Below are 12,348 nucleotides of genomic sequence, written 5' to 3'. Positions count from 1 at the left end.
CCGTACCTGGGAGTCTCATGTCTTTGCTCTTGAAGCTTGCGCGCAATTCACGCTGGACCCTGTTCGTCGCGCTCGTCACCAGCCTTGTCAGCGGCTTTGGCAACGCGGGTCTCGTCGCGCTCATCAACCAGGCGCTGGCGGCCACCACGACGCAGCTCGTGCACCTGGGATGGGAGTTCGTCGCGCTCGGCGTGATCGTGCTCGTCACCCGCACGCTCTCGCAGACGCTGTTCATGGACCTCGGCCAGCGCGCCAAGGCGGACCTGCGCATGCAGACCATCCGGCGTCTGGGCGACGCCTCGTTCCGGCATCTGGAGCAGCAAGGCGCGGCACGCTCGCTGGCCGTGCTCACCCAGGATCTGGACGCCATCGTGATGCTGTTCGTGCGCATGCCCGCGCTCGCGATGCAAAGCGCGGTCATCATCGGTTGCCTGGCCTACCTGAGCGTTTTGTCGTGGCAGATCCTGCTGGTGGCGATCCTCACGATCGGCATCGGCGCGGCGGGCTTTCGGGTGGCCAATGGCCGCGCGCTGTTTCACCTGCGCGCGTCGCGCAAGCGCGAGGACGATCTGGTGCGCCACTTCCGCGCGCTGTTCGACGGCGCCAAGGAGCTGAAGCTGCATCGCCCGCGCCGCGCCGCCTTTATCGACGACACGCTTTCCACCAACGTGGAAGCCGTGCGCGTGCAGCGTACGCGCGGCTACGTTCTGTATGCGGCGGCCGCGAGCTGGGGCAGCTTCATCCTGTTTGCCTTCATCGGCATCACGCTGTTCGTGGTCGCGCGGCTCTTTCCCGTGAACACGCATGTGATGTCGGGCTACGCGATGGTGTTCCTCTACATGATCATGCCGATCGAGTCGCTGCTTTCGGCGATTCCGAATATCAGCACCGCGCGCGTGGCGCTGGAGCGTATCGAACAGGTGAACGCGGAATTGCCGCTCGAAATCGCGCATGACGCGGGCCGTGTCGATACGCCTGTGAAAAATGCGTTCGACAGCATCGTGCTCGATGGCGTTACGCATCGTTATTTCCGCGAGAAGGAAAACGATGTATTTACGCTCGGACCGGTCAACCTCGCGTTCAAACCGGGCGAACTCGTCTATCTGATCGGCGGCAACGGCAGCGGCAAGACTACGCTGGCGAAGATGATCGTGGGCCTATATCCGCCCGAAAGCGGGCGCATCCTGCTCAACGGCGCGAGCGTGGACGAGGCCGGGCGCGATAGCTATCGGCAGTTGTTTTCGGTGGTGTTCAGCGACTTCTTCCTGTTCGACAGCCTGCTGGGTATGCGTTTCGACGGGCTCGACCAGACGGCGCAGGAACTCCTCGTGCATCTGCAACTCGATCACAAGGTCAGCATCAAGGACGGCGCGTTTTCCACGCTCGAACTCTCGCAGGGGCAAAGAAAGCGTCTCGCGTTGCTGGTGGCGTATCTGGAAGACCGGCCGTTCTATCTATTCGACGAATGGGCCGCCGATCAAGACCCGCTCTTCAAGGACGTGTTCTATCGCAAGCTGTTGCCCGAGCTGAAAGCCAAGGGCAAGACCGTGCTGGTCATCACCCACGACGACCGCTATTTCCATCTCGCCGACCGCTATATCAAGCTCGAATACGGTCAGCTTGTGGAGGCGGGCGCGGGGGCGGATCTCAGCGCGCGATATGTCGGTGGAAGCGGCGAGGGCGCGACTTCGCACGTGCTGCTTGCCGCGCGTGGATAAGGTTGAATTGCTGTCGAGTTTTTTGCCAATGAGTTTGTCTATGAAACTGCCGTCCGACGATACGCTTCAGGAAGCGCCACTCAGCGCCGCGCCCGCGCAAGCGCTATTCACGCTCGATAACGTCTCGTTCGAAGCGGGTGGCCGCACGCTGCTCAAGCCCTTGTCGCTGACCCTGGCGAAGCACCGCGTGTACGGCCTGATCGGCCATAACGGCTCGGGTAAATCCACGCTCGTGAAGTTGCTCGCGCGTCAGCAGCAGCCCGCGTCCGGCGTGATCGATTTCGCCGGGCAGCCGCTCGCGCAATGGGAGAGCCGCGCGTTCGCGCGCAAGGTCGCCTATCTGCCGCAGCAGTTGCCCGCCGCCGACGGCATGACGGTGCGCGAACTCGTGGCGCTCGGGCGCTATCCGTGGCACGGCGCGCTTGGCCGTTTCTCGCGCAACGACGCGCAAAAAGTGCTCGAAGCGATGGAGCAGACCGACGTGCTGCGTTTCGCCGATCGCGCCGTCGACAGCCTCTCGGGCGGCGAGCGTCAGCGTGTGTGGCTCGCGATGCTGGTTGCGCAGGATAGCGATTGCCTGCTGCTCGACGAGCCGATCTCCGCGCTCGACATCGCTCATCAGATCGAGGTGCTGGCGCTCGTGCGGCGCCTGAGCGAGGAGCGCGGCATCGGCGTGGTGGTGGTGCTGCACGACATCAACATGGCGGGCCGCTTCTGCGACGAACTCATCGCGCTCAAGGGCGGCAGCCTGCTCGCGCACGGGCCGTCCGCCGCCTTGATGCGCGCCGAGACGCTCAGCGCGATCTACGGCATTCCAATGGGCACCGTCGCGCATCCGGACGGCGGCTTGCCGATCAGCTTCGCGCATTGAGCGCGCCTGATACTATCCTTGATGTTCGCTCGAAGCCTGATTTCAGGTCTGTCATGAAACCGCAATCGAATCCGGCCGCCGCCGCTGGATTCGATTGCCGACTCGCATTCCCAGGTTCTCCCGATGAAACGAATCCCCGCAGCAAGCAGTCTTGTCGCCGGTGCGTTGTGCGCCGCTTTGCTCGGCGCGTGTGCGCGTCTGGGTGCGGAACATGCCGATCAGGCTACGCAGATCGACAGTGCGCAATCGACACAAAGCGAACCGTATCGCGCAGAGATTCGCCGCACCGCCGATGGCATCCCGCATATCCGCGCGAACGACTGGGGTGGTCTCGGCTACGGCGCGGGCTACGTGCAGGCGCAGGACAATCTCTGCACGCTCGCGGATGCCTTCGTGACGTATCGCGGCGAGCGCTCCGCGCAGGCCGGCCCGCATTTCGGACCCGATGCGCGGCCGCCGTCCGCCGCGTCGTTTGGCCAGCCGCGCAATCTCGACGCTGACTTCTTTTTTCGCCTCGTGGCCAATGACGACGCCGTCGCGCGTTTTCGCACCGCCCAGACGCCGCGCGTGCGCGCGCTCGTGGCAGGTTTCGCGGCGGGCTACGACCGCTATCTCGACGATCTTCGAGCGGGGCGGTTCGCGGGCGCGCATGCCGCTTGCGCAAGCGCCGAGTGGGTCCGTCCGATCAACGCCGACGATGTGTATCGGCGCCTGATCGCCGCCACACTCGCGGGCGGCGAGGGGCATTTCGTCGAAGCCATTGCTCATGCGCAGCCGCCTTCGGCGCAGGCTGCGCCCGCGCAACCAGAGGCGGCAAGCGCACCCCATGCCGATCGTGGCGCAACCCCCGTTGCCATGAACATCGCGCCGGCGCGCTTCGAGATCGCCCAGCGGGCAGGCATCGGCAGCAACGCCCTGGCGTTCGGCGCGGCCAAAACGCGCGACGGCGCGAGCCTGCTGTTCGGCAATCCGCACTGGTTCTGGCAGGGTCCTGACCGCTTCTACGAAACGCAGCTCACCATTCCCGGCCAGCTCAACGTTGCGGGTGCAACGTTTCTTGGCGTGCCGGTCGTGATGATCGGCTTCAACGACAACATCGCCTGGACGCATACGGTCTCGCAGGCGCGCCGCTTCGGCATCTTCCAGCTCACGCTCGTGCCTGGCGCGCCCACGCACTATCTCTACGATGGCCGCGACGAAGCCATGCAGGCCGTACCGATCACCGTACAGGCACGCCAACGCGACGGCACGCTCGCGAGCGTCACGCGCACACTGTACCGCTCGCGCTTCGGGCCGCTGATCGACCTCGCGTCGATGTCGCCCGCGCTCGCCTGGAATGCGCAACACGCCTTCGCGCTGCGCGACGTGAATGCCGACAACACGCGCGTGTTCGAAAACTTCCTTGCCTGGGACGGCGCGAAGTCGCTCGACGATTTCATCGCGATCCAGAAGCGTTACGCGGCCGCGCCGTGGGTCAATACCTTCGCGATCGGGCGCAACGATGCGCGCGTGTGGTTCGCCGACATCGGCGCGACGCCGGGCGTGAGCGACGCGCTCGCGCAGGCTTGCACGCCGCCGCTGGGCCGCGCTTTCGACGCGAAGGCGCCGGGGGTGCCGTTCCTCGACGGTTCGAAGAGCGCCTGCGAATGGCAGAGCGAAGCGGGTACGCCTCAGGCGCGTACGCTGGGCGTGGCGCACATGCCTTCGCTGCTGCGCGACGATTACGTGGGCAACTTCAACGACAGCTACTGGCTCACGAATCCGGCCGTGCCGCTCACGGGCTTCGCGCGCGTAACCGGCATCACGGGCATCCCGCAGACGTTGCGCACGCGCCTGGGTCATGCACTTGCCGCGCAATTGCAGGCCGCGCCGGGCGGCGTCACACGCGAGGCCGTGGAGCAGGGCGTGCTGACGAGCCGCTCGATGTCGGAGGAACTGTTGCGACGTCCGGTGCTCGATGCACTGTGCAAGGCTGACGCGCCCGACGTTGCGGCGACCCGTAACGGTAGCGACGATGCCGATGTCGCGCAGGCCTGCAAGGTGCTCGCGGCGTGGGATGGCACCGCGCGCAGCGACGCGCGCGGCGCGAATCTGTGGGACGAGTTCTGGCGGCGCGCCAGCGCACTGCCGCCCGAAAAGCTCTATCGCACGCCGTTCGATCCCGCCGCGCCGCTTACCACACCGAGCGGCCTCAAGACCGACGACGCAGCCACCCTGGCGGCGCTGCGCCACGCGCTCGGCGAGTCCGTGCGCGCGCTGCGCGCCTTCGGCTTCGCCGCCGACTCCACGCGTGGCCAACTGCTCTATACGCAGCGCGGCGCCGTGCGCGTGCCGCTCTATGGCGGCTGCAACGACGCGGGCTATTTCACGGTGGTTTGCGCGCAGCATCCGCTCAACGCGGGTGGCTACGCGATGGACGGCAGCGGGCACGGCGACAGCTATGTGCAGGTCGTGAGCTTCGGCAAGGACGGCGTGGACGCCGATACGATGCTCGCGCATTCGCTCTCCGACGATCCGGCCTCGCCGCACTACAGCGACGCCACGCGCGAGTTCGCTCGCGGGACGTGGCAGCGATTCCGCTTCACCGAAAGCGCCATTGCCGCCGATCCTGTGCTTTCGGCCACCACGCTGCAATCGATGCCATCGGCACCGGCTGCTCCCGCGCAATAAGTTGCGTTGTCATCAAACTGGCCGATCGCCCGGCATACAATGCCCGCCAACAGGAATGCGCGGGCATGGCAGGCGTTGCAGGTAGCGTGGTTTGCGCATTTCATCCAGAACCCTGATTTTGGGCGAAATACGTGTCTCCCGTTACACTGCGCCGCTGGTCGAGCGTGCATCGCTGGTCGAGTCTGATCTGCACGCTGTTTCTCTTCGTGATCTGCCTCACCGGGCTGCCGCTGCTCTTTGCCGATGAGATCGAAGGCTGGCTCGATCCGCATGTCTATGCGAGCGTGCCAGCCGGGACGCCTCCGGCGAATCTCGATCGCATCGTCGCGCAAAGCCGTGCGCGCTATCCCGGCGAGATCGTCACCTCGGTCTTTCGCGACGACGACGAACCGCAGGTGGCGGTCTGGATGGCGCCGTCGTGGGACGCCTTTGAAAACCGGCCGTCGACCCGCCATTCGGTGCGCTTCGACGCGCGCACGGGCGCGTTGCTCGAACGCGACGTCTCTCCCGGCAGTCAGCAGTGGACCTTCCTGAACGTCATGTTGCGGCTGCACCGCGATCTGTTCGCGGGTCTACCCGGTGAACTGTTTCTCGGCTTTATGGGCCTGCTGTTCGTAATCGCGACGGTCTCGGGCGTCGTGCTCTATGGGCCGTATATGAAGCATCTCGCGTTCGGCACGGTGCGCGCCGCTCGCGCGCGACGCGTGCGCTGGCTCGATCTGCATAACCTGTTCGGCATCACGACGTTCGTCTGGGTGTTCGTGGTGGGAGCAACCGGCGTGCTCAACGAATTGTCGACGCCGCTCTTCGCGCTCTGGCAACGCGGCGATGTGCATCAGATGCTCAGCCGTTATCAGGACGCCGCGCCGCCCGCGCTGCATGAGCTCGGCTCGGTGCAGGCCGCGTTCGACACGGCGTCGCGCGCGGCGCCCGGCATGACCGTGACGGGCCTCACGTTCCCGACGCGCGCCAACGGCAGTCCGTGGCATTACCTGCTGTGGGCGAAGGGGAGTGCCACGCTGACCTCGCGGCTGTTCAGCCCGATTCTCGTCGATGCCCGCACGGGCGCGCTCACGGCGGTCGTGAACATGCCGTGGTATCTGCGTGCGCTCGAAGTTTCGCGGCCATTGCATTTCGGCGACTACGGCGGCATGCCGCTCAAGCTTCTCTGGGCCATGCTCGATCTCATCACCCTTGTCGTGCTCGGCAGCGGGCTGTATCTGTGGTTTGCACGCGCGCGGCGCGTGAAGGAGGCGCGTGCACCCGGCCTTGTGGCGCGCGTCGTGGATGGAGGAGGCGTATGACCACGGCTGCACGTCATCGAACGGGCGGGTTGCGCCGCGTGTGGGCGATTCCACTCACGCTCGCCGCGTTGACGGCGGGCGGCCTGGCCGCCGCCTTGTTGGGCTCCGACGCCGGGCGGGTGTTCGCGTGGTGTGCGCTCGCCACGCCCGTGGCGGTGGCGTTGCGATTCGCGTTCGCGCGGCGCGGGTAATCGCCTGATCGATTGCTCAACAATCTGTTGCCGTTACGGTCAACAGAATTGGAAATTAACGCGTATATACTCGCAACAGAAGTGAGCCGTGCCCAGGCGGCATGAATACTTCGCTGAACAAGGGCAAGTCCCCCCGTTTTTTTCGTCGCGGATGACCTCCGAAACCCGTGGCAATTGTCGTAACCGACACTTGCCGGGGATGGTCGCGCCTGCTGTTGGCGAAAAGCTATGTATTAACCATTTCGCCGGTTTTTTGATGCCGTGAAATGGTGGGAGTACTGTATGGACTATATCGAAAGCCTCCGGATATTTCGGACGGTAGTCGAAGCCAAAGGGTTTCGACGAGCAGCAGACAGGCTGGGCACCACGCCGCCGGTTATTTCGCGCGCCGTTGCTTCGCTCGAGCAACGTCTTGGCGTTCGACTGTTCAATCGCACCACACGTCAGGTGTCCTTGACGGAATCGGCCACGCGCGTTTATGACCGGTGCTGCCAGATTCTCGACGATCTCTCGGTTGTCGAAGACGAAATGACGGGGCAGACGCATACGCCCTCCGGCGTTCTACGGCTCGTTGCGCACACCACGGCGACCAACAAGCGGCTGGTGCCACTCATCGCCAGTTTCAAGCAGCGGTATCCCAAAGTCAGTCTCGACATCACACTGACTGAACGCCCCGTTGACCTCGTGGCCGACGGTTTTGACCTGGGCGTCGTTTTGCCCTTCATGCTGAGTTCCGATCAAGCCGTCACCCGATTGCTGGAGCGCATGCCATTGGGCATCTTCGCGACAGAAGCGTACCTCGCGAGCCACGCGCGACCGGTCACGCCAGAGGATCTTGCGGCGCACACGTTTGTCGTTATGCCACCGTCGTTGCGAAAGCCGGTGCTCACGTTTCGTGGCGAAGAACACCAGGATCTGACGATACCGATCCGCTACGATGTCTCTTCGAATAATCCCGTCTTTAATCGGGAAATGGTTCTCATGGGATTTGGCATCGGCGCACTGCCCATTGCGCTTGTTGAAGAGGAAATCAGTTCGGGGAAACTGGTCAGGTTGCTGGAGGCGTTTGAAATCCGGGAAGGGGCAGTCGAAATCCGGCTCGCCTATAACACCCGAACCTTGATGCCCGCCAAGGTGCGCGCATTCATCGATCATGCCGGCGAGTTTTTCGACGAACTGGCAAAGACCACCGCAACTGCGGGCGGGCGTTCGAACGCGTCAAGCGCGTCGTGACGACGCCGGCAGCGTTTTCATGATGCCTTCGAGATGGGTTGGACCGGCCGCAATGGCGCTCAGAAAGAGGGAGATCGTGAAATGCACCATCTGGTCGAGCGGAACCGCACCGCTCGAACGCGGCACGCGGTCGGAAAGAATCAGCGTAGCGAGACCATGCTCGACGCTCCATGCCGCGTGCGTCGCAAGCGGAAGCGATCGCTTGGGCCAGGCGCTTTCCTGCGCCGCGGATTCGATCACGGTGGCGAAGAGATCAAAAGATTTCGAGCCTTCGTCCGTCAACTCGGGATACAAATCTCTCGCGACAAGGCGCGGCCCGATCATCAAATCGAAGAGCCCTTTGTGCGTTCGCGCGAAATCGACGTAGGCGTGCATCATCTGATACGCCTTGGTCATGGCGGGGCTATCGGCCAACAGTATTTCCCGGCGCATCGTCGCGAGGTCGCGAAAGCCATCAGCCGCAATGGCCGCGAGAAGACCGTCCTTGCCTGCGAAGTGGCGTGAAGGCGCGGCTTCGGAGACCCCAACGGCGCGCGCCAGGTATCTCAAGCTCAATTCGTGGGCACCCACTTCTTCGAGCGCACGCCGACCTTCGGCGATTAACGCATTGCGCAGATTTCCGTGGTGATAAGGCGTAGCGGCGGCAGCGGACGGTTTCGAACTCACAGTGCGGGAATGGGCGGTCCAGAGGCGAATCATTATAGGCGGGCGGCTTTGGCACGCGCAACGATTGCCCTGGGATGCGTACAAATGGGGATTGATCACGGAGGGAATGCGCTTTTCTTCTCCCGGGAATACCCTGATTTGCATCTAAGTTAACACTGTTATCATCAACTCACGCTGAACCGCCGGGTCGATATCGAGCGAGGAAGCAAGAAGCTGATTTCGGCCAGGCAGATCCGCGAGTCGTTTCGCTGTCCTACCTAAGGTCCGTTCGTTTTAACCCCCACGCCCGCCGTATTGACGGGTCACGATGCAGGACGAGAGATGAGCACTGTCGTGTTTGAAAAGGATGGCGCGGTTGGCGTCGTCACGATGTCGAAGCCGCCCCACAACCTGATCGAGGATACGTTTCTGAAGGACCTCCTCGCGGCTTATAGCCAGGCCGTGGAGCAGGGCTGCCGCGCAATCCTGCTGCGTAGCGCGATGCGTCACTTTTGCGCGGGCGCCGATGTGGCCGGTTTTGCGGGGGGCGGTCGCCGTCGCGATCAGGCGGGCCTCGATGCCTTGCTCGACTCGCTCGAGAACGTTCCGCTGCCTACGGTGGCGGCGGTGCATGGCGGTTCGCTCGGTGGCGGCCTTGAATTGGCGCTGACCTGCGACATGATTATTGCGGCCGACACGGCTTTCTTCGCCGCAGCGGAGTCGAGCCTCGGTCTGTTGCCGCTGCTCGGCGGCGTGCAGCGTCTCGTTCAGCGCGCGGGTCCCGCGCGTGCGAAGGAGATCGCCATGTTCGGCCGCCGTCATGACCCCGTGGCGCTCGAACGGTGGGGCGTCATCAATCTCGTCACGGCCGAATCCGAATTGCCGGCAGTGGCGATGTCGTGGGCGCGCCAGCTCGCGGCGGGCCCGACCGTCGCCCTCAAGGGTATCAAGACGCTCGCCAACCTGTCGGCGCGACACGGTATTGCGGGCGCGGACGCAAGACAGACCGAAATCAGCAACATGATGTGGGCGAGCGCCGATCAAAAGCGCGGCCTCGAATCGTTCGCGAAGTCAGGCCCGGGTTCGGCTATTTTCGAGGGGAATTAATCATGGGCGCTCCTCTCGATGGACTGAAGGTTATCGATTTCACGCGTGTTCTGGCGGGCCCGCTGTGCACGAAAACGCTGCGCGATCTTGGCGCGGAGGTCATCAAGATCGAACCGCCGAGCGGGGACACGGGGCGTGGCGGCGTACCGCACATCGGCACGATGTCGGTCTACTACGCCCAGCAGAATGCGGGCAAACGCAATCTGAGTCTCGATCTGAACTGGCCCGAGGCGCGGGCGATCGTGACGGACCTGTGCCGTGACGCCGACATCATTGTCGAGAACTTTCGCCCCGGCACGCTGGCCCGTTTCGGGCTGGGTTACGAGCAGGTTCGCGAGTTCAATCCCGCAGTCGTGTACGTCTCCATGAGCGGCTATGGCCAGACGGGGCCGTGGCGCAACCGGCCGGCCTTCGCGCCGACTGTCCAGGCGGAGACGGGCCTCACCGACATTCTGCGCGATCACTATGAGTTCGGCCCGGACGAGCTGAAGAACGACGCGTGCAGTCATGCCGACGTCTACACCGGGCTGCATGGGGTGATCGCCGTGTTGTCGGCGCTGCAACATCGGCATCGTACGGGCGAAGGACAGCACGTGGACGTGTCGATGGCGGCCACGATGCTTGCCGTCAACGAACGTGCGGGCGCGCAATTGTCGGGGGTCGATACGCAAGGCGAGCCGCCTGCCTTGAGCGCGACCGAGTCGCATATATTCCGCATGCCCGATGGGCGTCATGTGACGATCGCGGCCAGCCCGATCTATTCGCCGATGTTCGTGCGTTTCTGTTCGATGATGCGTCGCACCGACCTGTTGCTCGACCCACGCTTCGCGACGGCCAACCTGCGCAGGCAGAATCTCGACGCACTGCTGGCGGAGGTGCGTGCGTGGATTCTCACCTTCACGGATCTGGAAGAGTTGCAGGCGCAGGTCAGCGAGCAGGGGCTTGCAATCGGCATAGTTCGGACGACGAATGAACTGGCCGAATCCGAATGGGCCGAGGATTGGGGCGCCATTGTGGAAATCGACGACCGCAATGGCGGGACGATGCGCATGCCCGGTGTGCCGTGGCGTTTCAGCGGCGCGACGCTCCCGGCGCCCGGCATTCCCGCCTTTCAGGGCGAGCACAACGTGGAGTTGCTGACCGAGCGCAATGTCGATCCTGCGCTGATCCAGACGCTGCGCGAACGTCGCATTCTCCTGAGCCGCCGCAGCCTGCGTGGGGATTTCGATGCGCCTTGATCATACGCATGACCCCGCGGCGAGGAGCTGGGTCGAATCGGCTAATCAGGGGGGCTGTGCATTCCCTCTGCAAAATCTGCCGTTTGGCGTGTTCCGGCGCGCCGGTTCGACCGAAGCGTTTCGTGGCGGCGTTGCGCTGGGCGATTGCGTCATCGACCTGAAGGCACTGACCGCCGTAGGCGGTTTGTCGGGGATGGCCGAGCAAGCCGCTTTCGCCTGCGCAAACCCGCAGCTCAATGATTTTTTCGCTATGGGGCCGCTTGCATGGCGTGCGCTACGTCATGCGCTTTTCGCGCTGTTCAAGGCTGACGACCTGGCCGTGCGCGGGGGGCCTTCGCGCGATGAACTCATGCGTTGCCTCGTGCCCCAGCGTGAAGCCGAATACGCATTGCCTGCGCAGATCGGCGACTACACCGATTTTTATACGTCGGTCGATCACGCGCGCAATATCGTCAAGCTGATGCGGCCGGACGGGACGCTTTCGCCGAATTTTCAGTGGATGCCCGTCGCTTATCACGGACGCGTTTCGAGTATCGGCTTGTCGGGGCAGTCTGTCCGGCGACCCGTCGGGCAGCGTCTGGCCCCGGGCAGGCAAGAGCCGGAGTTCGGCGCATGCGCGAAACTCGACTACGAACTCGAACTGGGCATCTTCATCGGTGTCGGCAATGAACAGGGCACACGTATTCCAGTTGAGGCCGCCGCAGAGCATGTTTTCGGCCTGTGCCTGCTCAACGACTGGTCGGCGCGCGATATCCAGGCGTGGGAGTCGACGCCGCTTGGACCCTTTCTCGCGAAGAACTTCGCCACGACGATCTCGCCGTGGATTGTGACGATGGATGCGCTCGCACCGTTCAGCATGGCGTGGACGCGTCCGGCGGGCGAGCCTCAGCCACTGGAGTATCTCGCGTTGACGGCGGTCGGTAATCAGGCGGCGTTCGATATTCAACTGGAAGTATCCATCGAGACGGCAAGTGCCCGGCGCAATGGAAAGGGCGCTAGCCGACTCTCGCGAACGAGCTTCCGCCACCAGTACTGGAGCATCGCGCAGATGGTCGCGCACCACACAGTCGGTGGCTGCAATCTGCGCGCGGGCGACCTGCTCGGCAGCGGGACGATTTCCGGGCCGGGTGCGAGCGAAGCGGGGGCGCTGATCGAATTGTCGCGAGCCGGGCAGGCGCCGGTGGAGTTGGCCGATGGCGAGCGGCGTTCGTTTCTCGAAGACGGCGACCGTGTCGTCATCAGAGGTTGGTGCGAGCGAGCGGGGTTCGCCAGTATCGGCTTCGGTGAAAACCGTAGTGAAGTCCTTCCCGCAAAATGGGAATGAGCCTGACCGTCCGGGCACAACCCGGACGGTCAATTCTTCAAATGATC

General features: G+C 63.9%; 10 protein-coding genes. 9 read left to right on the top strand and 1 reads right to left on the bottom strand.

The window, feature by feature from the left end; translation table 11 throughout:
* Positions 1 to 17 precede the first annotated feature (17 nt).
* The 6 genes from U5782_RS15675 (at position 18) to U5782_RS15650 (ending at position 7,987) form a co-directional block, all read left to right on the top strand.
* On the top strand, positions 18 to 1,718 hold the full coding sequence (locus U5782_RS15675) for a cyclic peptide export ABC transporter (protein WP_322044760.1): 1,701 nt from the start codon (positions 18 to 20) through the stop codon (positions 1,716 to 1,718).
* A gap of 40 nt (positions 1,719 to 1,758) precedes the next feature.
* Positions 1,759 to 2,589: an ATP-binding cassette domain-containing protein gene (locus U5782_RS15670; protein WP_322044759.1), complete on the top strand. Its 831-nt coding sequence runs from the start codon at positions 1,759 to 1,761 to the stop codon at positions 2,587 to 2,589.
* Positions 2,590 to 2,712: 123 nt separating this feature from the next.
* Entirely contained in the window at positions 2,713 to 5,259 is a 2,547-nt protein-coding gene (locus tag U5782_RS15665; RefSeq protein ID WP_322044758.1) for a penicillin acylase family protein, read from the top strand.
* A gap of 131 nt (positions 5,260 to 5,390) precedes the next feature.
* Positions 5,391 to 6,563, top strand: coding sequence for a PepSY-associated TM helix domain-containing protein (locus tag U5782_RS15660; RefSeq protein WP_322044757.1), 1,173 nt, complete (start codon positions 5,391 to 5,393; stop codon positions 6,561 to 6,563).
* Entirely contained in the window at positions 6,560 to 6,754 is a 195-nt protein-coding gene (locus tag U5782_RS15655; RefSeq protein ID WP_322044756.1) for a hypothetical protein, read from the top strand. Before U5782_RS15660 ends, U5782_RS15655 begins: the two co-directional genes overlap by 4 nt.
* A gap of 282 nt (positions 6,755 to 7,036) precedes the next feature.
* On the top strand, positions 7,037 to 7,987 hold the full coding sequence (locus U5782_RS15650; RefSeq protein ID WP_322044755.1) for a LysR family transcriptional regulator: 951 nt from the start codon (positions 7,037 to 7,039) through the stop codon (positions 7,985 to 7,987).
* Here U5782_RS15650 and U5782_RS15645 read toward each other — a convergent pair.
* A complete protein-coding gene (locus U5782_RS15645; RefSeq protein ID WP_322044754.1) occupies positions 7,973 to 8,686 on the bottom strand; it encodes a TetR/AcrR family transcriptional regulator in 714 nt (237 codons plus the stop codon). The two genes, U5782_RS15650 and U5782_RS15645, sit on opposite strands and share 15 nt — an antisense overlap.
* A 288-nt stretch (positions 8,687 to 8,974) precedes the next feature.
* Between U5782_RS15645 and U5782_RS15640 the strand changes: the two genes are divergently transcribed.
* Genes U5782_RS15640 through fahA form a run of 3 tightly spaced genes read left to right on the top strand, consistent with a single transcriptional unit; the run spans position 8,975 to position 12,301 of the window.
* Entirely contained in the window at positions 8,975 to 9,739 is a 765-nt protein-coding gene (locus U5782_RS15640) for an enoyl-CoA hydratase/isomerase family protein (protein ID WP_322044753.1), read from the top strand.
* Between the two features lie 2 nt (positions 9,740 to 9,741).
* Entirely contained in the window at positions 9,742 to 10,977 is a 1,236-nt protein-coding gene (locus U5782_RS15635) for a CoA transferase (RefSeq protein ID WP_322044752.1), read from the top strand.
* Entirely contained in the window at positions 10,961 to 12,301 is a 1,341-nt protein-coding gene (gene fahA, locus U5782_RS15630; protein WP_322044952.1) for a fumarylacetoacetase, read from the top strand. The genes U5782_RS15635 and fahA overlap by 17 nt, the downstream gene beginning before the upstream one ends.
* Positions 12,302 to 12,348: the final 47 nt, after the last annotated feature.

This window comes from Paraburkholderia sp. J67, from assembly GCF_905220265.1.
In the GTDB taxonomy this organism is placed as follows: domain Bacteria; phylum Pseudomonadota; class Gammaproteobacteria; order Burkholderiales; family Burkholderiaceae; genus Paraburkholderia.
The sequence above is the reverse complement of the archived record's forward strand: the minus strand, read 5'-3'. Positions and strand labels throughout refer to the sequence as shown.